Source organism: Aureimonas pseudogalii (assembly GCF_014196835.1).
Taxonomy (GTDB): Bacteria; Pseudomonadota; Alphaproteobacteria; order Rhizobiales; family Rhizobiaceae; genus Aureimonas; species Aureimonas pseudogalii.
This window is the reverse complement of the sequence record NZ_JACIEK010000010.1, coordinates 154,585-177,801: the sequence shown is the minus strand read 5'-3', so window position 1 is coordinate 177,801 and position 23,217 is coordinate 154,585. Positions and strand designations below refer to the sequence as shown.

19 protein-coding genes are annotated in these 23,217 nt (G+C 69.0%); 13 read left to right on the top strand and 6 right to left on the bottom strand.

Features of this window, described 5'->3' with window-relative positions:
- Positions 1-395: hypothetical protein (locus GGR04_RS16960; RefSeq protein ID WP_183201117.1), on the bottom strand; the 395-nt coding region annotated here is incomplete at its 3' end.
- Between the two features lie 639 nt (positions 396-1,034).
- On the opposite strand from GGR04_RS16960, the gene GGR04_RS16955 reads away from it, so the two are divergent.
- The 12 genes from GGR04_RS16955 to GGR04_RS16905 all read left to right on the top strand — a co-directional run bounded on the left by GGR04_RS16955 (position 1,035) and on the right by GGR04_RS16905 (position 13,804).
- The gene (locus GGR04_RS16955; RefSeq protein WP_183201116.1) at positions 1,035-1,967 is read left to right on the top strand and encodes an NAD(P)-dependent alcohol dehydrogenase; all 933 of its coding nucleotides are present in this window, start codon (positions 1,035-1,037) and stop codon (positions 1,965-1,967) included.
- Positions 1,968-1,970: 3 nt separating this feature from the next.
- Positions 1,971-2,669 (top strand): helix-turn-helix transcriptional regulator, encoded by a 699-nt coding sequence (locus tag GGR04_RS16950; RefSeq protein ID WP_183201115.1) that lies wholly within the window; start codon positions 1,971-1,973, stop codon positions 2,667-2,669.
- 230 nt (positions 2,670-2,899) lie between these two features.
- Complete coding sequence (locus tag GGR04_RS16945) at positions 2,900-4,684, top strand: IucA/IucC family protein (protein ID WP_183201114.1); 1,785 nt, start codon at positions 2,900-2,902, stop codon at positions 4,682-4,684.
- The gene (locus GGR04_RS24020; RefSeq protein WP_312857476.1) at positions 4,668-6,368 is read left to right on the top strand and encodes an IucA/IucC family protein; all 1,701 of its coding nucleotides are present in this window, start codon (positions 4,668-4,670) and stop codon (positions 6,366-6,368) included. Before GGR04_RS16945 ends, GGR04_RS24020 begins: the two co-directional genes overlap by 17 nt.
- 20 nt (positions 6,369-6,388) lie before the next feature.
- Positions 6,389-7,657, top strand: a complete 1,269-nt coding sequence (locus GGR04_RS24015) for an AMP-binding protein (protein WP_246393244.1) — start codon at positions 6,389-6,391, stop codon at positions 7,655-7,657.
- Positions 7,654-8,964, top strand: coding sequence for a DUF6005 family protein (locus tag GGR04_RS16935; protein ID WP_183201113.1), 1,311 nt, complete (start codon positions 7,654-7,656; stop codon positions 8,962-8,964). Before GGR04_RS24015 ends, GGR04_RS16935 begins: the two co-directional genes overlap by 4 nt.
- Positions 8,961-9,803 carry a sugar phosphate isomerase/epimerase family protein gene (locus GGR04_RS16930; RefSeq protein ID WP_183201112.1) on the top strand — a complete coding sequence of 281 codons (843 nt, stop codon included), beginning with the start codon at positions 8,961-8,963 and terminating at the stop codon, positions 9,801-9,803. The genes GGR04_RS16935 and GGR04_RS16930 overlap by 4 nt, the downstream gene beginning before the upstream one ends.
- Before the next feature lie 60 nt (positions 9,804-9,863).
- Entirely contained in the window at positions 9,864-10,142 is a 279-nt protein-coding gene (locus tag GGR04_RS16925) for a DUF2218 domain-containing protein (protein WP_183201111.1), read from the top strand.
- 53 nt (positions 10,143-10,195) lie between these two features.
- Entirely contained in the window at positions 10,196-11,113 is a 918-nt protein-coding gene (locus GGR04_RS16920; RefSeq protein WP_183201110.1) for a siderophore ABC transporter substrate-binding protein, read from the top strand.
- Positions 11,114-11,128: 15 nt separating this feature from the next.
- Positions 11,129-12,091 carry an ABC transporter permease gene (locus GGR04_RS16915; protein WP_183201109.1) on the top strand — a complete coding sequence of 321 codons (963 nt, stop codon included), beginning with the start codon at positions 11,129-11,131 and terminating at the stop codon, positions 12,089-12,091.
- Positions 12,081-13,049: an iron chelate uptake ABC transporter family permease subunit gene (locus GGR04_RS16910; RefSeq protein ID WP_183201108.1), complete on the top strand. Its 969-nt coding sequence runs from the start codon at positions 12,081-12,083 to the stop codon at positions 13,047-13,049. Before GGR04_RS16915 ends, GGR04_RS16910 begins: the two co-directional genes overlap by 11 nt.
- Complete coding sequence (locus GGR04_RS16905; protein ID WP_183201107.1) at positions 13,046-13,804, top strand: iron ABC transporter ATP-binding protein; 759 nt, start codon at positions 13,046-13,048, stop codon at positions 13,802-13,804. The genes GGR04_RS16910 and GGR04_RS16905 overlap by 4 nt, the downstream gene beginning before the upstream one ends.
- A gap of 130 nt (positions 13,805-13,934) precedes the next feature.
- Here the strand turns inward: GGR04_RS16905 and GGR04_RS16900 are convergent, their stop codons facing one another.
- The 3 genes from GGR04_RS16900 to GGR04_RS16890 form a co-directional block, all read right to left on the bottom strand.
- Positions 13,935-16,232 (bottom strand): TonB-dependent receptor, encoded by a 2,298-nt coding sequence (locus GGR04_RS16900; RefSeq protein WP_183201106.1) that lies wholly within the window; start codon positions 16,230-16,232, stop codon positions 13,935-13,937.
- A 344-nt stretch (positions 16,233-16,576) separates the two neighbouring features.
- Positions 16,577-17,575 (bottom strand): glycerophosphodiester phosphodiesterase family protein, encoded by a 999-nt coding sequence (locus tag GGR04_RS16895; RefSeq protein ID WP_183201105.1) that lies wholly within the window; start codon positions 17,573-17,575, stop codon positions 16,577-16,579.
- 241 nt (positions 17,576-17,816) lie between these two features.
- Positions 17,817-18,524 (bottom strand): OmpW/AlkL family protein, encoded by a 708-nt coding sequence (locus GGR04_RS16890; protein WP_183201104.1) that lies wholly within the window; start codon positions 18,522-18,524, stop codon positions 17,817-17,819.
- 372 nt (positions 18,525-18,896) lie between these two features.
- On the opposite strand from GGR04_RS16890, the gene GGR04_RS16885 reads away from it, so the two are divergent.
- Positions 18,897-20,087 carry a GGDEF domain-containing protein gene (locus GGR04_RS16885; RefSeq protein ID WP_183201103.1) on the top strand — a complete coding sequence of 397 codons (1,191 nt, stop codon included), beginning with the start codon at positions 18,897-18,899 and terminating at the stop codon, positions 20,085-20,087.
- A gap of 198 nt (positions 20,088-20,285) precedes the next feature.
- On the opposite strand, the gene GGR04_RS16880 is transcribed toward GGR04_RS16885, so the two are convergent.
- Positions 20,286-20,891, bottom strand: coding sequence for a flavodoxin family protein (locus GGR04_RS16880; RefSeq protein ID WP_183201102.1), 606 nt, complete (start codon positions 20,889-20,891; stop codon positions 20,286-20,288).
- Between the two features lie 114 nt (positions 20,892-21,005).
- Positions 21,006-23,216, bottom strand: a complete 2,211-nt coding sequence (paoC, locus tag GGR04_RS16875; protein ID WP_183201101.1) for an aldehyde oxidoreductase molybdenum-binding subunit PaoC — start codon at positions 23,214-23,216, stop codon at positions 21,006-21,008.
- Between the last annotated feature and the right edge of the window lies 1 nt (position 23,217).

Here is a 23,217-nt window from a genome sequence, read left to right as displayed (position 1 = left end):
TCGCGGCTGATCGTGCCGCCGAGAGACTCGAACGCCCTCGACGCCTGTTCCTCGCGCATTTCGCCGAACCCCACCAGAATGGCGCGGCTGGGCTGTCCGATGAACGTCTCGCGGGGGTTGCGCCGAAGCAGGCACCCTTGCGTGATGAAGCGGATGCTGACGAGGTCCGCCTCGAACTTCGGGACGGTTCGGAAGCCCTCGTTCGCCCGGGTGTGCCACAGGCAAAGAAGCTCCTTCTTGGCGCCGGCGATCTCCATGCGCCCGGCCATCGCCTCGAGCCGGATCGCCAGACCTTCGGCTTCGTTCAACTGCTCGATCTGTCGCGCGCCTTCGATGCGGTGGGCAAAGTAGCCTTGTGCCTGCGGAGCGGCTCGGATTTCCGTAGCGAGTGTCATCTTAGACGGCTCTTCGCGCTTCTTCGGTCAAGACCAACTTCCCACCTTCGGCGCAATGCATGACCACCATCGCCGAAACAAATCTGACGAGTGCTTTGTAGCATGTAAGACTTATCGATTCACAAACAAAGAGATCAGAAAGCATCCATCTCGGACGGCGATGATGGTTCACACCTCGATCACCAGCCAGCAGACGATGGCATCCATCTCACTAAGACCGAATTCGAGATTTTTGGACGTACGATTTGCTGGCCTACCCATCCTAACCGTCGGTAACCTTACCGTCGATGTCGAACGAATATCTGGACCCTTGGCACCGTGGTCGCCAATTGCAGCGTTCAATCAGGATTGCTTGGCTAGAATAAGATGGGAGCGCCGGAGGCCGCATGGAGACCGGCCGTCTACCGTTGGCATCCTGCGGACTCATTGCAACCAAAAGACGAAGTGCAGGAAGAACGACACGCAGTCGAAAGATTGTTGGCTGATCGTGTCCGTTCGGCGAGCGACGCTGCCGAATGAAGCGGGCGCGCCCCAGCGAGGCGGGCCCGCACCATCGGTCGGGAGGCCAGACCCATGGTGACAGAAATTGGCACCACTGGGATCTAAGGTCCCCTCGCCCCTCTTCGAAAAGAGCCCGAGATGAAGCGCATTCAATATCACGCCTATGGCGGACCCGAGGTCATGCGGCTGGAGGCGTTCGTGCCCGAAACGCCGGGGAAGGGCGAGGTTTCCGTCGCCGTCCGATTCGCCGCGATCAACCCGATCGACTGGAAGATGCGCGCCGGCGCGATGAAGATCGTGACGGGACGTTCCTTTCCGCGTGCCATGGGCATGGACCTCTCGGGGACGGTCGTCGCGGTCGGCGCCGGCGTGACGCGCTTCGCGGTCGGCGACGCGGTGTTCGGGATGGCGAGGTTCAAGCAGGCCGGCGCGCTCGGCGAAGTGGCGATCGCTAGAGAGGTCGCACTCGTCCGGAAGCCGGACGGCGTGTCCTTCGAGGATGCAGCCTGCCTCGCCACGCCCGGCGTCACCGCCTGGAACGGCCTCGTCGACAAGGCCCGGCTGGCAGCCGGCCAGCATGTCTTCGTCAACGGCTGCGGCGGCGCGGTGGGCGAGGCGGCCGTGCGGATCGCGATCTCGCGCGGCGCCCGCGTGTCCGGCAGCTGCGGGGCGGAGGCGATGGAGCGGGCCCGCTCGCTCGGGATGCACGAGGTCAGCGACTACCGGGTCACCGATCCCGCGAAGTTCCGCGGCGCCTTCGACGTCGTGTTCGACGCGGCTGCGACGATCCCGACGGCGGTCGGCCTCGCCATGCTTCGCAAGGGCGGCACCTTCACCACCGTGGACCCGACGCCGGCGCGGTTCGTACGCGCGCTGTTCGACCGCCGGATGAAGCCGATCGTCGCGACGCCGCGTGCCGACCTGCTGGACGCGCTCGCCACGGCGGCAGCCGAGGGGACGTTCCGCCTTCCCATCGCCGAGATCGTTCCGCTGACGCAGGCCATCGCCTTGATCGGCGATCTCGAAAAAGGGAGAAAGCTGCGCGGCAAGGCCGTCGTCGCGATCGGATAGCCGATGTCCCGCAGCCACCGCCTCTTCGACCTTCTGCAGAACCTGCGGCGACATCGCGGGGTCGTCTCGGGCGCCGTCCTGGCGGCCGAGGCCGACGTGTCGCTGCGCACCATCCGCCGCGACATCGCCCTCCTGCAGGCGATGGGTGCCGACATCGACGCGCAGGCGGGCGTCGGCTACGTTCTGCGACCCGGTTTCCTGCTGCCGCCCCTCTCGTTCACCGAAGAAGAGCTGCATGCCCTCGTGGTGGGCGCACAATGGGTCGCGCGCCAGCCGGATGCCGCCCTCGCCCATGCCATCCGCAACGCGCTGGCCAAGATCGACGGCGTGCTCGCGCCGGAGATGCGCTCGGCGCTCGACGACAGCAGCTTCTACGTCGGCAACGGCACGAGACGATCCGCCGAAGGCCTGGACATGGAGCAATGTCGCCGGGCCCTGCGCGAACAGCGCAAGATGAAGATCGCCTATCGCGAGGGCGACGCCGTCTCGGAGCGGGTCGTCTGGCCGATCATGCTCGGCCTCGCCGAGGCCGATCGCAGCGTCGCCGCCTGGTGCGAGACGAGCGGCGCTTACGTCGTCTTCCGAAGCGATCACGTCGTTCGTGCGGACGTGCTGGAGGAGCGGTACCGCCGGAACCGGCGGCAGATGGTGAAGGAGTGGCGCGCGAGCCCGGAGCACCCTTGCACCCGCGCCAACGCATGAAAGACGCCTGAGCGGACGAGGCTCGATCGCATGCTCACTGCCGCGATCGGCACGGCGGCCGTTGCTCGATAAGGCGTCCGACCCAGTCCGAGAGGGTCGGCGCGTCGCGACCGCGGTTCCAGTCGCAATCGCGTGACCGCGGGATTGCCGGTTGCGGTTAAAGTTGAGTGCGTTTATCAGCTTTCATCGTCGTGGACCGCCGTTTCGGGGTTCGGGTTGGGTTCCGTCGCATGCAGCCGTCACCACAGAGCCTTGCCGAGGCCGCCGCGTTCGCCAGCTTCGCGAACGGATACCTGCGGGAGATCGATGCGGGCATCCGGGTGCATCACGCCGTGTCGGACGGGCCGCCGGCGCGCTGCGTGGAATGGAGCCTGCGTGCGCAGCGCGCCGCCATCCGCGCCGAGATCGCATCCCCGTCGCTCTGCGGCGCGCAGCGCTTCGGGGCGATCTGGACCCGCCACCTGCACGAGCCCCGCTGGCGGCCTGCGGCGCCGATGGACGCGGTCGCGGTGCTTCTCCGCGAGGCCTACGCGAGCGTCGAGACCGGCGCGGACGAGACAGTCCGCGCACGCGAGCTCGAGCTCCTCGGCCGCGTTCTCGACAGCTATCGCGAGACCGCGCGCCAACTGGAACTCGCGAGCGCTGCGCCGAGCGACGACACGAGCTTCATCGGGGCCGAACGCTCGCTCGTCTTCGGTCACTGGCTGCATCCCACCCCCAAGAGCCGGCAGGGACTGACAGCCTGGCAGGCGCGCGCCTACGGACCCGAGGAGGCCGGAACCTTCCAGCTTGCGGTCTTCGCGGTGGATGCGGCGCGGGTGCGCCAGGGCTCGGTCGCCGCCCGCCCCGCCCCGGCGATCGCGCTCGACCTCCTCGGGGTCGATCGCGCCGCGCTGGCGCTCGAAGCCCACGAGATCGCCGTGCCGATGCACCCGTTGCAGGCCGAGGCGCTGATGCTGGAGCCCCATGTCGAGGCGATGGTGCGGGCCGGGCACGTGCGCCCGCTCGGCGCCTTCGGCCGCCGCTTCACCGCCACCTCCTCCTTGCGCACGGTCTACGCGGAAGACGGCCCGTGGATGGCGAAGTTCTCGCTGCCGGTCACCCTCACCAACTCGCTGCGCGTCAACCGCTTCGCCGAACTCGAGGCCGGGGTCGCCATGGCAAGGCTGATCGCGCGCTCGGGCTTCGCGGAGCGCCATCCCGACTTCCGCATCCTCGCCGATCCCGCCTATCTGGCGCTGCGCTGCGAGGGGCGCGCGGAGAGCGGCTTCGAGACGGTGTTCCGCGAGAACCCGTTCCGCGGCGGGGCGGAACGAGGGATCGCCACGCTCGCCGCCCTCACCGCCGAGGCGCTTCCCGGCCGCCCCTCGCGGCTCGAAGCGCTGCTCCGCGGGCTCGCGCCCAGTGGCGGCGATCTCGCCGGCACGGCGCGCCGCTGGTTCGCCCGCTATCTCGACTGCATGCTGGAGCCCGTCGTCGCGCTCTACGAGGCGCACGGCATCGCGCTCGAGGCGCACCAGCAGAACGCCCTTCTCGACGTCGCGGCCGGCTGGCCGCGGCGCAGCTTCTACCGCGACAACCAGGGCTTCTACCTGTCCGAGGCGTTCCGGCCCGCACTCCTGCGCCATGCCCCGGAAACCGCGTCCATCCCCTCGCTTTATTTCGAGGACGGCGAGATCCGACGGCGCCTCGCCTACTATCTCGTGGTGAACCAGATCTTCTCCGTGGTCGCCCGCATGGGCCATGACGGGGTGATCGGCGAGGCCGTGCTCGTCGCCGACCTCGCCGCCCGGCTGGAGGCGATGGCGCGGCGCATGACCGGCACGGGACGCGCCTTCGCCCGCTCGGTCCTCGACGGCGCCACGCTCTGCACGAAGGCGAACCTGCGCATCCGCCTCGCCGGCCGCGACGAGCTGGATGCGGGCGCGGAGGCCGGCCTCTACATCGACATGCCGAACCCGCTGGCGCCCTTCGCCTCGGGCCGCCACGAGACGCCCCGTGCCGCTGCCTCTTGAGATCAGCGGGCAGCCGGAAGAGCGCGTCCTGCGCCAGCTCAGCGAAGCTCTCCTGTTCGAGGGCATCGCGCATCGCGACGCGCCCGATGCTGGCGCGCCCGGCCGGCTGCGATGGCGGCTCGGCGCTCGGTGCTTCCGTGCCACCGGCACGATCGGCCCCTTCGCGCGCCCACGCCTCGAACCCGCGACGATCGAGACGGCGGGGACGGACGGGCGATGGCGGGCCGCCGATCTCGCGGCGCTCGTCGACGCGATTCCAGCCACGCCGGAACGCCTGGCGCAGCTTGGGGCGGAACTGCGGCAGACGGTCGAGCTCTGCCGCTGGAACGCGGCGAACGTCGCCGCATCCGAGCGCCGCGCCCTGCCCTTCGCCGCGCTCGACGCGGCGCTGGACGAGGGCCACCCCTATCACCCCTGCTTCAAGGCGCGCACCGGCTTCACCTTGGATGACCACCGGCTCTACGGGCCCGAGGCGGCCCGGCCGTTCCGCCTGGAATGGCTGGCGATCCGGCGCGACGCGGTCGCCCTCGCGCTCCCCGAGGCGGACGCCGACGTCGGACGGCGCGAACTCGGCGATGCGCTGGACGTGCTGAATGCGCGCCTTCGCGAGGCCGGCCATTCGCCGGAGACCCATGCGTTGCTGCCCGTCCATCCCTGGCAGTGGCACTACCTCCAGAGCAGCCCGCTGGCGCTCTGGCTCGCCGACGGGCGCGCCGTCGCGCTCGGCCCTGCCGGCGCGTGCTACCGCGCCAGCCAGTCGCTGCGCACGCTGCACGATTGCGACGATCCCGCGGCCGCCAGCGTCAAGCTCGCGCTCCACGTCGTCAGCACGTCGAGCCTGCGCACGCTCGATCCCCATTTCGTGCTGACCGCGCCGGCCCTCTCGCGCTGGCTGGCGGCGGTCGTCGCGGGCGATCCACTGCTGCGCGGGCGCTACCGGCTGGATCTCCTGCCGGAATATGCCGCCGTGCTCGCCGACCGCGACGGACCGCTGCGGGGCGAGCTCGCGGCGATCTGGCGCGAGAGCCCCCGGCTGGCGCCCGGCGAGGCCGCCGTGCCCTTCAACGCGCTGACGGCGGTGGAGCCCGACGGCGCGCCCTTCGCCGCGCCCTGGATCGCGCGCCATGGCCTCGACGCCTGGCTCGATCGCCTCGTCGAGGTCGCGGTGCTGCCGGTCTGGCATCTCCTCGTCGCCCACGGCATCGCGCTGGAGGCGCACGGGCAGAACATGATCCTCGTGCATCGCGGCGGCTGGCCGGAGCGGGTGATCCTGCGCGACTTCCACGAGAGCGCCGAATACGGCGTGGATTTCGTGGCCGATCCCGCCGGGGTGCCGGATTTCGGCGCGATCGACCCCGCCCATGCCGGCCCGGTGGACGACCGGTTCCACGCGATGCGCTCGCCGGCCGTCCTCGCCGAACTCGTGACCGACAGCCTCTTCGTCTTCAACCTCTGCGAGGTCACGCACGCCCTGCGCCTCGCCTACGGACTGGACGAGGCGGGCTTCTGGCACGGGCTCGGCGCCCGCCTTCGCCGCCATGCCCGCGAGCACGGGCTGGAGGATCGGCTGGCCCGGCTCGGGCTGGACGCGCCGACCCTCAAGGTCGAGCCGCTCCTGTCGCGCAAGCTCGGCCTGCCGGGCACGGCGGGCGGCCTCCTCGTGCCCAACCCACTCTGCCCATGACCCTGCCTTCCGGAGCCCCCATGATCGAGATCGACGCACGCACGCTTTCGGCCGACGAGATGGACGCGGCCGTTCTTCGGGTCAGCCAGGAAGCCCGCCTTGCCGGCGGCAGCGGCGAGCGCGTCGCCGCGCGTTTCCGAGACACCACCGAGAGCCTCGCCTTCATCCTCGCGGCGCGCCGACTCGGCGCGACGCTGCTGCCGATCCATCCGGCGCTGCCGGACGAGGGCGCGCGCCGCCTCGCCGAGCGCGCCGGCTGCCACCGCCTGTTCCTCGACACGACCGAAGGCGAACCGGTCGAGGGCGCCGCGCCTCCCGTGCCCGGCGAGGGCGAACTCCTGCAGATGAGTTCGGGCACCACGGGCGAGCCCAAATGCATCGCGCGGCGCTGGAGTGCGGTGGAGCGCGAGATCGAGAGTTACGTCGCGGCCTTCCCCGAGCCGGACACGATGACGCCCGTCGTCGCCTGCCCGATCACCCATTCCTACGGCCTGATCTGCGGGGTCTTCGCGGGGCTGCGCCGCGGCCGGGCGCCGGTGGTGGTCGATCCCACCAATCCGCGATACCTGCTGCGCCGGCTCGCCGAGATCGAGCGCCCGCTCCTCTACACCTCGCCCGCCATGCTGCACACGCTGGCGCGCCTTCTGCCCGAGGGCGAGCGCATCCATGCGGCGATGACCTCCGGCACGCTCCTGCCCGGTCCTTGGTTCGCGGCGATCCGCGCGCGCGTCGAGCATCTCTTCCAGCAGTACGGCTGCTCGGAAGCCGGCTGCATCGCGGTCAACCCGGACTTGCGCCAAACCGACGCGATCGGCCGCCCGCTGCCGCATCACGTCGTGCGTGCCGGCGCGAGCGCCGAGGAGCCGGCGGAGATCGTGGTGGAGGGCGAGGCCGGCACGGTCCGCACCGCCGATCTCGGCTATCTCGACCCCGACGGCATGCTGGTCTTCCTGTCGCGCATGGACGACACGATCAACGTCTCCGGCCTCAACGTCTATCCGCGCGAAGTGGAAGACGTCGTGATGGCGATGCCCGGCGTCACCGATGCCGTGGCCTTCGCGCGGCCCGACGCCTTCGCCGGCGAGCGGGTGACGCTTCTCTTCAGCGCCGAGGCTCCGGTGCCGCCGCGCGACCTGCAGGAGTGGTGCCGCCGTTGGCTGGCGGGCCATCAGGTGCCCGGCGAGGCCGTGCAGGTCGCCGTCCTTCCGCGCCAGGCCAACGGCAAGATCTCGCGCCGCGAGGTGGCCGAGCGCTATTCGAACGGCGAGACGACGGAGGCCCGGCCATGAACCGCATGGCCGTCGTCGAGGCCATCGGCACCATCCTGCGCGAGGAGATGCGCCACGCCCATCTCGACGGCTTCGGGCCGCAGGCGCGGCTGAACGAGGACCTCTATCTCGATTCCGTGCAGCTGCTGCAGCTCATCCTCGCGCTGGAGCTCACCCACGGGCTGGCGATTCCCGAAGAGGCGATCGCCCGGCAGGACGTCGCCACCGTCGCCGATCTCGCCGCGCTGCTGGCGCCGGACGACGGCGAACCGGCGGCCGAGCCGACCGTGCCGGAAGCCTCGCCCGAGGGCGTGCACGGGGAGATGCCCTACGACCTCAAGATCCACTGCTTCGTCAGCTGCGTCTGCCATGGGCTGAAGGCTGAGGGGATCGACCACCGCCCGTTCTACGCCCTCGTCTGGGACGCCGAGTTCACGATCACCGAGGAATTCCGGCTCGCCTACCACTCGGATACGACCGACCACGAGTCCTTCCGCTACTGGTTCGAGCGGCTCTACGGCGTGCCGCTCGACGCCTGGTACGACCATTCGCGCTCGAAGGAGGAGAACGTCGCGGCGCTTCTCGGCATCCTCGCCCGTCGCGCGCCGGATGAGTGCGTGATGGTGATGCTCGACATGTTCCACCTGCCGGAGCGCGAGAACAAGTTCAACCAGAACCCCTTCCCGCACTACCTGCTGGTGGAGCTGACGGACGATCCCGCCCTCTGGCAGGTGTGCGACCCCGACTTTCGCTGGGAAGGGCGGATCGAGCGTGACAAGCTGCTGCATGCCATCCACCAGCCGAGCGTCGCCGGCGGCTACCGCTACGATCCCTCGCTTGCCCGCCCGCCGCGGGATGCCGATCTCGCCGCCTTCTTCGCGGCGTGCTTTCGCCCCGACGCCAATCCGCTGATCGACGCGGTGCGCGCCATCGTCGGCGCCCATGCCGACGAGCGCGGCGGGCTCGATCTCGGCGACGTCGGCGAGGCCCTGCGCGAACTGCCGGTCGTCACCATCCGCAAATGGGCCTACGAACATGGCTTCGCCTTCTTCTGGCGGGCGCTGCGCTGGCCGCATGCCGGGTTCGAGGCGATCTGCGACGAGATCGAGCGGCTGGTGGAGGGGCTGACGGCCCTGCACTACGCCGTCCTGAAGCTTGCCAAGACGCGGGAGCGCGCCGAGATCGCATCGATTCTCGCTCGGCTCGACGCGCTCGACGCGCTGGAATTTTCGATCAAGCGCCGGCTCGACGCCGCCTTCGAGGCGTGGCGGACTGCCCGCCCGAGCCTCGGCGAGGGCGTGCCCGCGCGCGAAAGGATGCCGGCATGAAGGTCTCGCTCTGCACCATCAGCTTCCGGCACCATCTCGTGTCGCTGCGTGAGATCGCCGGCTTCGCGGCGGCCAACGGGTTCGACGGTATCGAGCTCTGGGGTATCCACGCGCGCAACCTCGGACCCGGCCTCGACGCCGACGGACTGGCCGCCCGCGGCTTGCGCGTGCCGATGATCAGCGACTACCTGGCCCTCGACGCCCCCGACGACGTGTTCGAGAGGCGCACGGCCGAACTCTGCGCCCTGGCGGCGCGGTGGCGCGCGCCGCGCCTTCGCACCTTCGCCGGGGCCAAGGGCAGCGCGGCCACCTCGCCGGAGGAGCGCGCGCATGTCGTGCGACGGCTTCGCCACGCCGCAGGGGTGCTGGCGGGCCATGGCCTGCGGCTTCTCGTGGAGACGCATCCCGGCACGCTCGCCGACACCACGGCCTCGCTGCTGCGCCTTCTCGCCGAGGTCGATCACCCGGCGCTGAAGGTCAATTTCGACGTGCTGCATGTCTGGGAAGGCGGCGACGATCCGGGAGAGGCCCATGCGACGCTGGCCGGGCATATCGACTATTACCACCTCAAGAACGTGCGCGGGCGCGCCGATCTCGCCGTGTTCGAGCCGGCCAACGTCTATGCCGCCGCCGGTCGGCGCGAGGGCATGACCGCGCTGTTCGAGGGCGTCTTCGACTACGCCCCGTTCCTGCGCACGCTGGAGCCGGAGGCCGAGGGCTCGCTCGAATGGTTCGGCGACGCCTGCTACACCGTGCTGGCGGACGACCTGTCGAAGCTGCGCACCGTCACGGCCGCCCGCCCGCACGAAGCTGCGCCTCGCGTCCGGGCCACGGCCTGACGCAAACCGGATGACCCCAACCGAGCGGCCGCCTCGGCCGCCGATCAGCAGGATGACCGCATGCCCGACACCCGCGCCGTCGTCGCCACGGCCCACGCCTCGCGCTATCTCCAGCAGCTCTGCAAGCACTGGGCTCACAAGTTCGAGACCGAATTCACGCCGACGGACGGCCGGATCGTGCTGACGGTCGGCGAGGCCCGGCTGGCCGCCGACGCGGAAACCCTGACCGTCGCCCTCTCCGCCCCCGACGAGGAGGCACTCGCGCAGTTGAAGGACGTCGTCGCCGTCCACATCGAACGCTTCGCGTTCCGCGAGACGCTGCGGTTCGACTGGACCTGACGGGCCGCCACTCCGCCCCGAACGCTTACGCCCTCTCACCGGAACCCGTCGCCATGCCGAACGCCGCTCTCCGTCTCGCCGCCGCCCTCCTCCTCGGTCTCGCCGTGATCGCACCCGCACGGGCCGAGCCGATCCACGTCGAGCATGCGCAGGGCGTCACCGAACTCGCGGCCCCACCGAAGACCGTCGCCACCTTCGACCTCGCCTCGCTCGACACGCTGGACGCGCTCGGCATCCCCGTCGCGGGCGTGCCGGTGATCGCCATGCCCGCCTCGCTCGCCCAATATGCCGACGCCGCGACGCCGAAGATCGGCTCGCTCTTCGAGCCCGACTTCGAAGCCGTGAACGCGCTGCAGCCCGATCTCGTGATCGTCGCCAGCCGCTCCGCACCGCAGTACGAGGCGCTCTCGCGCATCGCTCCGGTGATCGACCTGACGCTCGACCCCGCCGACACGATCGGCAGCGCCGAGCGCAACATTCGCACCCTCGCCCGCCTCTTCGGCAAGGACGAGGAAGCGGAAGCGAAGCTCGCCCGGCTCGACGGCTCGATCGAAGCCCTGCGGGCCGAGACCGCAAAGGCGGGAACGGGGCTGATCGTGATGGCCACGGGCAACCGCCTCAGCGCCTATGGCCCGGGCTCGCGCTTCGGCGTGCTGCATTCCGAGTTCGGCGTGGCGCCGGCCGACCCAAAGCTTGCGAGCGCCATCCACGGCGAGGCCGTCTCGAACGAATACATCCTCGAGACCGACCCGGACTGGCTCTTCGTGATCGACCGCGACGCGGCGATCGGCCAGGGCAGCGCCGCCGCCCTTCTCGACAACGAACTGGTGCGCCGGACCAAGGCCTGGCAGAAGGGGCAGGTCGTCCAGCTCGATTCCGCCAACTGGTATCTCGTCGGCGGTGGCCTGAGCGCCCTGCAGGCGAGCGTCGATCAGCTGGCCGCGGCGATGGCCGGCAAACCCGCGAACTGACGGCCCGCCCGCTCCATGCCGATTCGCCTTCTCGCTGCGCTCGCGATCTGCGCCCTCGCCGTCGCCAGCCTCTTCGTCGGGGTGAGCGAAGTGACGCCCGCCGCGCTCCTCGATCCAGCATCGAGCGCCCGCGCCTTCGAGATCCTCTGGGCGAGCCGCGTGCCGCGCACGCTGGCGCTGATCCTCGCCGGCGTGTCGCTCGCCGTCGCAGGGCTCCTCATGCAAATGCTGACGCGCAACCGCTTCGTCGAACCCTCCACCGCCGGCACCGTGGAATCGGCGAGCCTCGGCATGCTGGCCGCGACGCTGCTCCTCCCCGAGGCCTCGATCCTGACGCGCATGCTCGTCTCCGCCGGCTTCGCCCTGGCGGGCACGGCGCTCTTCCTGCGCATTCTCGCGCGCGTGCCGCTGCGCTCGCCCCTCGTGGTGCCGCTGGTCGGGCTGATGCTCGGCGGCGTCCTCTCGGCCGTCACCACCTTCCTCGCCTATCGCTACGACCTCATGCAGGCGCTCGCCGCCTGGACCACCGCCGACTTCTCGGTGGTGCTGCGCGGACGATACGAACTCCTCTGGATCGCGTTCGCGCTGGCGCTCGCCGCCTATGTCGCCGCCGACCGCTTCACCGTGGCCGGCATGGGCGAGGACTTCACCACCAATCTCGGGCTCGACTATCGCCGGCTGATGGTGGTCGGCCTCGTGATCGTTTCGCTGGTGACGGCGAGCGTCGTCTCGACGGTCGGCATCATTCCCTTTCTCGGCCTTGTGGTGCCCAACGTCGTCAGCCTCTTCGCGGGCGACAACATGCGCCGCACCCTGCCTTGGGTCGCCGCGCTCGGCGCCGCGCTGGTGCTCGCCTGCGACCTCATCGGCCGTGTGATCCGCCCCCCCTACGAGATCCCGGTCGGTACGGTGTTCGGCGTCGTCGGCAGCGCCGTCTTCCTCGCGCTCCTCCTCAACCGGCGCGCCCGTGTCGCCTGAGGCGCGGCGGCGGCGCGAACGCTTCGTCATCGCCGGGCTGGCGTTCGCCTGCCTCGTGGCGGTAACGCTCTTCCTCACCGTCGGCGCGCGCGGCAGCTGGAGCTTCGTGCTGGCCTTCCGTGGCACCAAGGTTCTCGCCATGGTGCTCGTCGGCACGGCGATCGCGGTCTCCACCGTCCTCTTCCAGACGGTGACCGCCAACCGCATCCTGACGCCCTCGATCATGGGCTTCGACGCGCTCTACGCGCTGATCCAGACGCTTCTCGTCTTCGGCCTCGGCGCGGCCGCGACCTCCACGCTCGATCCCCGCCTCGTCTTCGCGGTGGAGGTGGCCGTCATGGTCGGCCTCTCGACGCTGCTCTATCGCTGGCTCTTCTCCGGCGGCCTCGGCTCGCTCTATCTCCTCGTCCTCGTCGGCCTCGTCTTCGGCACCCTGTTCCGCTCGATCTCGGGGCTGCTCCAGCGGCTGATCGACCCCAACGAGTTCGTGGTGCTGCAGGACCGGATGTTCGCCTCGTTCAATGCGGTGGACGGCTCGCTCCTCGCCGTGTCGAGCGCGGCGATCGTCGCGATCCTCGCCTTCCTTGCCCGGCGCACCGGGCGGCTCGACGTGCTCGGCCTCGGGCGCGAGGCGTCGATCAATCTCGGGCTCGACCATCGCCGCGAGGTGACGATCGCGCTCGTTCTCGTGTCGCTGCTCGTGTCGATCTCGACGGCGCTCGTCGGACCGGTGACCTTCTTCGGGCTGCTCGTCGCCAATCTCGCCTATCTCGCGGTCCGCTCGCACCGCCACGCCGCGGTGCTGCCGGCGGCGGCACTCATCGCGATCCTCGCGCTGGTCGGCGGCCAGTTCGTCTTGGAACGGGTCTTCCGCTTCGACACCGCGCTGTCGATCGTCATCGAGTTCGTCGGCGGCCTCGTCTTCCTCGTCCTCCTCGTCCGGGGTCTCAACCGATGATCGACATCCAGGCCGTCACCAAGCGCTACGGCCCGCAGACGGTGGTGAACGGCGTGACGCTGACCCTGCCGACGGGCGGCGTCACCGCCATCGTCGGGCCGAACGGCGCCGGCAAGTCGACGCTGCTCTCGGTGATGAGCCGGCTGATGAAGGCCGATGCCGGCCGCGTCCTCGTCGACGGGATGGACGTCGCGGCGACGCCGGGCGACGTGCTGGCGCGCCGCATCTCGGTGCTGCGGCAGGACAACGCGCTCGCCGCCCGCCTCACCGTCGCCGATCTCGTCGCCTTCGGGCGCTATCCGCATTCCAAGGGTCGCCTCACAGCAGCCGACCGCGAGCCGATCGAGCGCGCGGTCGGGTTTCTCGGGCTCGAGGCCTATCGCGACCGCTTCCTCGACGAGCTGTCGGGCGGGCAGCGCCAGCGCGCCTTCGTGGCCATGGTGCTGGCGCAGGACACCGACGCCATCCTTCTCGACGAACCGCTGAACAATCTCGACATGCGCCACGCCGTCGCGATGATGCAGATCATGCGCCGCGCCGCCGACGATCTCGGCAAGACCGTGGTGGTGGTGCTCCACGACATCAACTTCGCCGCCAGCTATTGCGACCGCATCGTCGCCATGCGCGAGGGAGCGGTGGTGCGCGACGGGACGCCGGACGAGATCGTGACCCCGGAGGCGCTGCGGGCGATCTACGACATGGAGATGCAGGTCGTGCGCATCGACGAGCGCCCCGTCTGCGTCTTCTGGCGCTGAAGGCGCGAAGGCTTCGTAAGGCCGGGAGGGCGAACGCGAAAGCGCACCGCCCGACATTCGCTTCGGGCGGTGCGTTTGGCTATCGGGCGATCGGACGGCGAGGCGGATCGCGCCTCGCCGTGAGGCGTCTTCAGAACTCGATCGAGGTCGAGAGCATGAAGGTCCGGGGCGCGCCGGCCGCCAGGAACCCGCGGGCCGACGAGGCCCAGTAGTTCTCGTCGAACAGGTTCTCGATATTGGCCTTGATCTCGACCGGCTTGTCGTAGGGGCCGACGAAGCCGTAGCGCGCGCCGATGTCGACCCGCGTCCAGTCGTCCACGCGCTGCGTGTTGGCCTGGTCGTAGCGCGTGCCGCTGGTGTAGATCACGCGGCCCGTGGCGGTGAGGCCGGGGGCGATCCAGGGCAGGTCGTATTCGCCATAGATGTTGAAGGCGGTCTTGGGAACGCCGGGTGCGCTGTTGCCGTCGAAGCGCCCGCCGAGCGTGCGCGTCAGTTCCGCGTCGATGAAGGTGACGCCGCCGAGCAGGCGCAGATTGTCGGTAACCTCGCCGAACACGCTGATCTCGATGCCCTGGTTGGTCTGCAGCCCGTCCACCGAGAAGAGGCGCGAGGCCGGGTTGGTGAAGCCGCTCGGCTGCTCGATCTCGAACAGCGACGTCGTGAAGCCGAACGTACCGAAGTCGTACTTGACGCCGACCTCCTTCTGCTCGCTCACGATCGGCGCGAAGACGGTGTTGGCGTTCAGCGCGGTCGAGGGCGCGGTTGGACCTTCGGTGAGCGACTCGATGTAGTTGCCGTAGACCGAGAAATGGTCGGTGAGGCGCACCACGGCGCCGACCGCGGGGCTGAGGCGCGAGTCCTCGTAGAAGTAGTTGATGTCGCCGACCGGCGCGGTGGCGATGCCCGGACGCGTGTTGAAGCCGCGCGAGCGGATTTCCTGGTAGCGCCCGCCGAGCGTCAGCAGGAAGCGGTCCTCGCCGAAGGACAGGGTGTCGGAAACGGCCAGGCTGTTGGCGAGAATGTCGGCGAAGGGAATGAGATTGCTCGCTCGCGGCAGGCCGTCAAGGCTCGGCGGCGTGCCCGTGAAGAGCACGGGATCGTAGATGTTCGTGGTGTAGGAGGGGAAGCGCAGGTTGCGCGGGTTGAACTCGCCGCGATTGTTCTCGTTGCGTGCGCTCGACGCGGCGACGTTGACCTGATGGCCGATCGGGCCGGTGTCGAAGGTGGAGCGCAGGCCGATCTCGCCGGAGCGGCCCTCGATCTCCTGCGGGTTGAAGCCGAAGTCGATCTGCGCGTCGCCGACGCGGGCGTTGCGAATGCGGCTGTCGCCGATCGTGTAGGAGCTGGTGAGGAAGTCCTCGCGGTAGCGGCTGGTGCCGGCGGCGGCGTAGATCGTGGTGTTGTCGAGAATGTCGAACTCGATGCGGCCGGCGGCCATGTTGTAGTCGGAGTCGATGAACTCGAACGAGTTCGAGGTGTTGACGTCGCCGTTCGGGGCGCTCGGGATGGGAACGCCGGGCGCCGCCGCGTTGAACAGCGAGGTCGGCGCCTGGATCTTCTGGTCGGAATGGTTGAGATCGATCGAGGCCCGCACCCGCTCGCCGCGATAGTCGGCACCGAGCGCACCCACCACCACCTCGTTCTCGTTGCGCTCCAGCGCGGTGTCGCCCTCGCGATAGGAGCCGTTGACGCGAATGCCCCACTCGCCCGTCGGCCCGAAACGGCGGCCGACGTCGAAATGCGGCCAGATCTGCGAGTCGCTGAGATAGGTCGTGGTGAGGCGCGCCAGCGGCGCGTCGCCGGCGCGCTTCGGCACGAGGTTGATCGTGCCGCCGACCCGCCCGACGCCGCCGTTGAGGAGCGCCGTCGGGCCTTTGAGGATCTCGACGCGCTCGATGCCTTCGAGGAAGTGGCGGCGCGGATTGGCGATGTAGAAGAGCCCGTCATAGGCGGTGTCGAGATTGACCACCGAGAAGCCGCGAATGAAGAAGCTGTCGCGCTCCGAGAAGGCCGGCGCGTCGTTGCGCACGGACGGGTCGTTCAGGACGACGTCGGCGAGCGAGCGGGCCTGCTGGTCACGGATCAGCTTTTCGGTGAAGCTCGTGACGTTGAAGGGCGTCTCCAGGATCGAGCGGTTGCCGAGCGCGCCGAGGCGCGCGCCGGAGCCGACCTGCCCACCCGCATAGGGTGCGGGCGGCTGCCCGACGGTGCCGGTCGCCGGCGGACCGCCCTCGCCTCCCGCCCCTTCCACCACCACCGTGTCGAGCACCACGGTGCCCGGCGAACTCGCACGACGCTCGGCCTGCACCGCTTGGCTTGGTGTTGGCGTACGACGCGGTTCCTGCCCGAGAGCGGAGCTGGACGTCAACGCGACGAGCGACACGCCCACGAAGAAGGGATGGAACGATGCGATCTTGCGCGTCGGCATGGGGAGCTCTCCGGGTCGCAGGCCGTTCGCCTGCAGGTTCTACCGTCTCCCGCCATACGAGAGCGCCCGTCTTCGCTTCAACGAAGAACGTTTCTAAAATATGATAAAGTTACTCATGATTGCAACACGGCAACATCAAGTCACAAATGCGGCATTTGGATGCCATATAATCAGTTCTACTGATGACCTGTGTCTTGACGCGCGACGTCCTTCTCGGAACACGGCGATCGTCTCGCCCTTTGCGACCGATGACGAGCGTGGGCCGCATGCGCAGGCGAACCGCCAGCGAACTCGCGACCGTCGTCCTTGCATGGTGCATCTCGCCGATGGCGCCGAAACGAGACCTACTCGTAGGGTTTGCGGGCGCCGATCGACTGCAGATACGCGACGAGCGCTTCCGGCTCGTCGGTCTGAAGCATCGTCGCGCCGGCACGGACCCAGAACCCCCATCCGTCGTCCGTCGCCCCCGGGCCGACCGCCAGAGGATCGCCGCGCCCGCCCGCCAGATTGGCCTTCGCCCCCTGGAATAGCGTGTTCACCCAGAGATGCGTATCATGGGCGACTGCGAGCGCCTTGGCTTCGGGGGCGAAGTTCAGCCCGCCGTCCGCCGTCAACGGAGCCCCCGCCGGCCAGCGGTTGAGAACCTCGATCGCCTCGGGCCGGAAGGCCTCGTAGGTCGCGCGGATCTGCTCGATGCCGGTGACGTCGCGATCGTCGAGAATGGGCATGAAGACGGCATCGGCCTCGATGCGCCGCAGCGTCGCCTTCGCCGCCTCGATCTCCGCCGGCTTGCCGGTCCGCGCCTTGGTGACGATCTGCCGGTCGATCCCCATGCCGCGCGCGATGCGAACGACCTCGGCGAGTTCCTCGACGCCGAGCTTGATGTCGATGTTGAGGAGGATACGCCCCCGGACGGCGTCGTAGACCTGTTCGAGCGTCGGAACGGTCTCGCTCGTCTGCCGTCCCGTTCCCTCAACGACGAGGCGACAAGCGCCGAGTTCGGCCAGCGTCTTCTCCACTACGGGCCCCTTGCAGGACGTGGTACGATCCAACGTCTCGTCATGCAGCATGACGAAGCGGCCGTCGGCGGTCTTCTGGACGTCGAGTTCGACCATCTCGACGCCGAGCGAGACGGATCGCTCGATGGAGGCGATGGAGTTTTCCGCCTCGACGATCTCGCCGTCCTTCCACCAGCTCCCGCGATGCGCGACGACCATCACGTGGTCGCGATGCGCGTTGGCGTGGAGGAGACGATCGAGGATCTGGTCGACCCGGCTTTCCTGGCCCGCGGACGCACCGCAGAATGCGAAGACGAGAACAAGCGACGCGAGAAGACGTTTCATGGACATCGGTCCTCGTTGGAGATGCCGCTGTCCTTAGGGCGACGCCATGTCGGCCGAATGACGGACGCCGCCCTGCCGATCCCGCCCCGTCGATCAGTCCCTGCCTCGCGCTCCTACTTGCAGGCGACGATCAGCGCCCCGTACGGTTCGGGCACGGGCGCCGCGAGATCGCCGCTTCCCGTCTGGAGAAAGCCCGCCATCACCCCGTGAGCGCTCGGGCCCGCCCCGAAGGCCGCGTCGTCTAGAAGCGGTAGCCGATGCCGGCGCCGACGAAGACCATGTCGGCATCCGAGGTGAACGTCGCCCCCCCACCCTCGTAGACGGTCTCGGGAACGAGCATGTATTTGGCGGCCGCGTTGGCGAACCAGTTTTGCGAGATCTGGTAGTCCGCGCCGGCCTGCACGATGAGGCTGACCTGCGGCTTCACGTCGAAGTCCGAGACGCGCTCTCCCGGCTTGATCGAGAAGGCATGGGAGTAGCTGGCGCCGACGCCGACATAGGGGTTGAAGCGCGCCTCGGGAAGGAAATGGTACTGAACGGACGCGGCCGCGGCTGCGCTCCAGATGGTGCCGATGTCGAGATCGCCGATCGCCGAATCGACGATCCGGGGGCGCGTGCGCACGACGCCGGCCTGGCCTTCGACCGAAATGTGATCGGTGAGGAAATAGGAGATCAGCACGTCGGGAATCACCATCTCCGGCGTCACGATCCGGCCGCCGATCAGCCCGACCGTGGACGTCTCGTCCACCGGCAGCAGCGCGGCGACCCGTGCGCGCACCAGCCAGTCGCCGGCCCGCAATCCCGTCAGCGGCGCTTCCAGGGAGGGAGCCGGCGCGACGACGTCTTCCGAAGCGGACGCGACGACGTCGGCGGCGGACGCGAGGGAGGCCGAAGCCGCCACGGCGAACAGAGCCGAGCAGACTTCAAGGATCGAGCGGCGAATGATCATGATGACTTATCTTTATGTTATAGTAATACTCACCAGCCACGTCGCACTTGAAGCACAATCGATGGCGCCTACTTCGACAATGATACTCACATCGTCAGAATTCGATTAATTCCAGCCAATATTTTATTCGAACCAAATCCCGTCGCAGCCAGCGCCATGCGGCCATGCGGGGACCGCATTCGTTAATGCTCACTTCACGAACCTATGTTTTAGTGGTTCCAGATACACGATAACCTTCAATCCGTTGAAGTTTCTGATGCAATTCCGAAACCCTGATAAGGCGGCAAGCGAAAACGCGCCGCACTGAAATTCCCGCATCCCATCCGCCATCGGGATGTCGCGACATTGGGCGATCGAGGCGGTGAGCGCGCGATGCAACTAGACCTGGAAACCCTCTACATCTCGAGCGCACTGGGTCGTGGCGCCTATTTCGTCGTGTTCGCGATCGTGGCGTTGCGGCGGCCTGGGGAGACGTGCCTCTGGCACTGGATCGGCGCCATTCTGACATCCACGATCGGATCGGCGATCATGTCGTCCATACCGCCCAACCGATGGCTGACGTTCGGCGAGGCCTGGATCGTCTACCTGTTCTTCGCCGCCAGCCTGACGCTCTCCTGGAGCGGGCTCCGGCTGTTCAACGGCCGCAAGATCTCGCTGGTCACGGTCGGGTGCGCCACGCTGCTGCCGGGCACCGTCTACGCCGCGACGGTCCTCGTCGGCATGCCCATGCGCATCGCGCTCGCATCGATCTTCGCACTTTGCGGAGCCTATGCCGCGGCGGGCGCGTACGAGGCCGTGCGGCGTTCGCGCGAGCAACGCCTGTGGTCGGCCTATATCGTGGCGGCGTCGCTCGGCTCCTACGCCCTGATGCTGCTGCTGACCCTCGGCATGCTGGTCGCCACCGATCTGCCGATGAACACCTCCGAAAGCTCGATGATGTCGATGATCCTCGATCAGGCGTCGGGGATCCTCATCTATTTCGGCTACATCGCCATGGCGAACGAGCGCGCGGTTCTGACCATCGAACGCCTGGCCGACACGGATCCGCTGACCGGACTCGTCAACCGGCGCGGCCTGCAGGCCGCTCTCGCCCAGTTGAAGCCGATGGTGGCGCCGTATGGCTCCTCCGGCGTCCTGCTCGCCGACATCGACCATTTCAAGATGATCAACGACACCCACGGCCACCAGGCGGGCGACGCGGTGCTCGTCGCCTTCGCGAGCCGCGTGCGCGAGGCCCTGCGCGTCGGCGACATCCTTGCCCGCTGGGGGGGCGAGGAGTTCCTGGCGGTCCTGCCGCAAACGGAGGCCGGCGAGCTCGCCGTCGTCGCCGAACGGTTGCGGAGCTCGATCGAGAGCGAGCCCTTCACCCTGCCGAACGGTTTGGCGATCAGGGTGACGGTGAGCGTCGGCGTCAGCGAGATGGCGCCCGTCATCGGCCATCTCGAGGCGGCGACCCGCGAGGCCGACGCGGCCCTCTACGAGGCCAAGCAGAACGGGCGCAATCAGGTCAGTTGGGCGCACCGGGTCTCGGGCCCTCCGATCGGCGTCAGCGCCGCCGCCTGAACCAACGGAACGGGCCGCCTGCGGGGCGGGACCGGAGCGCTTCCCCCTCGCCGGCAAGACGGCGCGAAGGCTCGGGGCCCGCCGCCAGAACGTCGGATGCGCCCCCGGCGGCGACGTCGCGGGCATGCCGGAGAAGACGCGGTCGCGCCGCCTGGTCGGCCGCCATGACATCGCGTCACGGCGGCTTCGAATGCGGTGCTAGACGCTCGCCACCACTTCGGTCGTCGCAACGGCCCTGCCGCGTGCCAATCGGTCGGCGACCTCGGCGACGCGTTGGCCGAGATGGGCGGCGGTCTTCAGGTCGCTCTCGATCGGCGCGACGTCGGGCCCTTCGTCGATGTTGGACTGCGCCATCGCCCCGAGCCAGCTTCCCAGACGATTGAGGTCGTGGACGCTGGATCGGCTGCCGCTGTTGCCGGGCTTCAGGTCGAGACCGACCCAGATCATCGCGTGCTGGGCGGCGAAGAGGGCCATGGAGGTCAGCGTGTTGAGCTTGTCGCCGTTCTGGGCCCCCGAGTTCGTGAATCCGGCCGCCACCTTGTCGCGCCACTTCAGATCGTTCCAGGCCGCCTTCGTGGAGTCCTCGAAGACCTGCTTCAGCTTGGCGCTGAGCGACCCGTTATAGGTCGGCGAACCGAAGATGATGGCGTCGCTGCGCTCCAGCGTCTCCCAGGGAACGGGCCCGGCGCCGACGGGGATCAGTTCCGCCTTCGCGCCCGGAAACCGGGAGACGCCCTCGGCGACGGCCTGAGCCTGCTTCGCCGTATGGCCGTAGCCGCTGTCGTAAACGATCGAGACCAACATGGTCGTCGCCTTCCTTCTTCATGTGCAGATGACGCTCGGCTTCTCGCCGAGCGCTTCGAAACGAACCATCGACTTGGCGGCGCCGGCTCCGAACGCTTCGAGCCGGGCCCTGCCTCAGACCAGTGCCGGCAGGCGGTCGAGCATCTTGTCGAGGGTGACGGGATAGCGGCGCACCCGGATGCCGGTGGCGTTGTAGACGGCGTTCGCCACCGCCGGCGCGACGCCGGTGAGGCCGAGTTCGCCGACGCCCTTGGCCTTCAGCGGCGAGATCGTCGGATCGACCTCGTCGAGGAAGATCGCGTCGAGATGCGGGATGTCGGCATGCACGGGAACCTCGTAGCCGGCGAGGTCGTGGTTGACGAAGAAGCCGAGCCGCTTGTCGACGGCCATCTCCTCCATCAGCGCGGCGCCGACCCCCATCACCATGCCGCCGATGATCTGGCTGCGCGCCGTCATGGCGTTGAGGATGCGACCGGCCGCGCAGACCGCCAGCATGCGGCGCACGCGGATCTCCCCGGTATAGGCATCCACGGCCACCTCGGCGAAATGGGCGCCGAACGTCTGCAGGGCGTATCGCTTCGACAGGTCGCCGAACTCCATCACGTCCTCGACGGTGAGGTCGCCCGCCGCGGCCGCCTGGCCGAGCGGCACCGCGCGGTTGCCCGACCGCACCTCGCCCTCGGCGAAGACGACCTCGGCGGAGTTGAAGCCGAGCTGCTGCGCCACGGCCTCGCGCAGTTTCACGCAGGCCGCATAGACGCCGGCCGTGGCCGAGGCCGCGCCCTGCTGCCCGCCGGAGCCTGGCGTCTCCGGAAAGCGGGAGTCGCCGAGCCTGACGGCGATCCGGTCGATGCCGACCCCCATCATCTCGGCCGCGGTCTGCGCCACGATCGTGTAGGAGCCCGTGCCGATGTCGGTCATGTCGGTCTCGATCGTCACGATGCCGTCGCGATCGAGCCGCGCCCGCGCGCCGGCCTTGCTGATCGGCCCGCCGCGGATGGCGCCGGCCATGCCCATGCCGACGAGAAGGTCGCCCTCACGCATGGCTCCGGGCGTCGCCTTGCGGTCGCCCCAGCCGAACCGCTCGGCGCCGGTGCGCAGGCATTCCACGAAGTTGCGCACGGAAAACGGCCGCTCCGGCTTCTCGGGATCGACCTGCGTGTCGTTGCGGATGCGGAACTCCACCGGGTCCATGCCAAGCTTTTCGGCCATCTCGTCCATGGCGATCTCCAGCGCCATCAGGCCCGGTGCTTCGCCGGGCGCCCGCATGGCGTTGCCTTCCGCGAGGTCGAGAACCGCGAGGCGGTTGCGCGTCATGCGGTTCGCGCCGGCATAGATCGCGCGCGTCGAGAGCGTCGAGGGTTCGGTTCGCCCGCCCGGCAGGTTGCCGTTCCAGTTCTCGTGGCCGATGGCGGTGATCGCGCCGTCGCGCGTCGCGCCGATGCGGATGCGCTGGATCGTCGCCGGACGATGGATCGTGTTGTTGAACATCAGGGGCCGCGTCAGCGCCACCTTGACCGGCCGGCGCACGGCCCTGGCCGCGAGCGCCGCCATCACCAGATCGGACTGGACGGTTCCCTTTCCGCCGAAGCCGCCGCCGATATAGGGCGACTGCAGATGGATGGTCTCCTTCGGGATGCCGAGCGTCTGGGCGAGGTCGCGGAGACCCCAGTTCATCTGCTGGATGGAGGTGCGGCACGTCAGCTGGTCGCCGTCCCACCAGGCGATCGTCGCGTGTGGCTCCATCATCGCATGGGCCTGGTCGGGCGTCTCGTAGGTCTCGTCGATCTGCACGGGCGCAGCGGCGAAGGCGGCGTCGAAATCGCCGACCGCGGTTTCCGGTGGGCCGCCGAACTCGGCCTGCGGCGCGACCGGCGCGCTCTCCAGCTGGGCGGCGAGATCGAACGCGCCGGCCTCTCGGACGTAGCGGACGCGAACCAGCGCCGCGGCGGCGCGAGCGCCCTCGAAGCTCTCGGCGACCACCACCGCGACCGCCTGGCCGTAATGATCGACCTCGGGCGCGGCGAGGAAGCGCTGGACGTAGAAGGCACCCTTACCCAGCGGCCCGGCATTCTCGTGGGTCACGACGGCGAGGACGCCGGGTGCCCGCAGGGCATCCTGCGCGTCGATCGAGGCGATCCGTCCCTTGCCGATCGCGGCGCCGAGGACGTAGCCATAGGCGACGCCGGCGGGCAGGTCCTTCCATTCGTAGGCGTAGGTCGCCGTACCGGTCACCTTGAGCGGGCCCTCGATGCGCTCGTAGGGCTGGCCGACGATCGTCATCCGGTCGATCGGGTTGGTGGTGGCGGGTGTGTCGAACTTCATG

Excerpts from the sequence above, each read along its gene's own strand:
- GGR04_RS16935 (WP_183201113.1), top strand. The coding sequence starts at position 7,654 with ATGAACCGCATGGCCGTCGTCGAGGCCATCGGCACCATCCTGCGCGAG.
- GGR04_RS16955 (WP_183201116.1), top strand. The coding sequence starts at position 1,035 with ATGAAGCGCATTCAATATCACGCCTATGGCGGACCCGAGGTCATGCGG.
- GGR04_RS16945 (WP_183201114.1), top strand. The coding sequence starts at position 2,900 with ATGCAGCCGTCACCACAGAGCCTTGCCGAGGCCGCCGCGTTCGCCAGC.
- paoC (WP_183201101.1), bottom strand. The coding sequence starts at position 23,216 with ATGAAGTTCGACACACCCGCCACCACCAACCCGATCGACCGGATGACG.
- GGR04_RS16895 (WP_183201105.1), bottom strand. The coding sequence starts at position 17,575 with ATGAAACGTCTTCTCGCGTCGCTTGTTCTCGTCTTCGCATTCTGCGGT.
- GGR04_RS16905 (WP_183201107.1), top strand. The coding sequence starts at position 13,046 with ATGATCGACATCCAGGCCGTCACCAAGCGCTACGGCCCGCAGACGGTG.
- GGR04_RS16950 (WP_183201115.1), top strand. The coding sequence starts at position 1,971 with ATGTCCCGCAGCCACCGCCTCTTCGACCTTCTGCAGAACCTGCGGCGA.
- GGR04_RS16885 (WP_183201103.1), top strand. The coding sequence starts at position 18,897 with ATGCAACTAGACCTGGAAACCCTCTACATCTCGAGCGCACTGGGTCGT.
- GGR04_RS16915 (WP_183201109.1), top strand. The coding sequence starts at position 11,129 with ATGCCGATTCGCCTTCTCGCTGCGCTCGCGATCTGCGCCCTCGCCGTC.
- GGR04_RS16900 (WP_183201106.1), bottom strand. The coding sequence starts at position 16,232 with ATGCCGACGCGCAAGATCGCATCGTTCCATCCCTTCTTCGTGGGCGTG.
- GGR04_RS16925 (WP_183201111.1), top strand. The coding sequence starts at position 9,864 with ATGCCCGACACCCGCGCCGTCGTCGCCACGGCCCACGCCTCGCGCTAT.
- GGR04_RS24015 (WP_246393244.1), top strand. The coding sequence starts at position 6,389 with ATGATCGAGATCGACGCACGCACGCTTTCGGCCGACGAGATGGACGCG.
- GGR04_RS16890 (WP_183201104.1), bottom strand. The coding sequence starts at position 18,524 with ATGATCATTCGCCGCTCGATCCTTGAAGTCTGCTCGGCTCTGTTCGCC.
- GGR04_RS16920 (WP_183201110.1), top strand. The coding sequence starts at position 10,196 with ATGCCGAACGCCGCTCTCCGTCTCGCCGCCGCCCTCCTCCTCGGTCTC.
- GGR04_RS16930 (WP_183201112.1), top strand. The coding sequence starts at position 8,961 with ATGAAGGTCTCGCTCTGCACCATCAGCTTCCGGCACCATCTCGTGTCG.
- GGR04_RS16880 (WP_183201102.1), bottom strand. The coding sequence starts at position 20,891 with ATGTTGGTCTCGATCGTTTACGACAGCGGCTACGGCCATACGGCGAAG.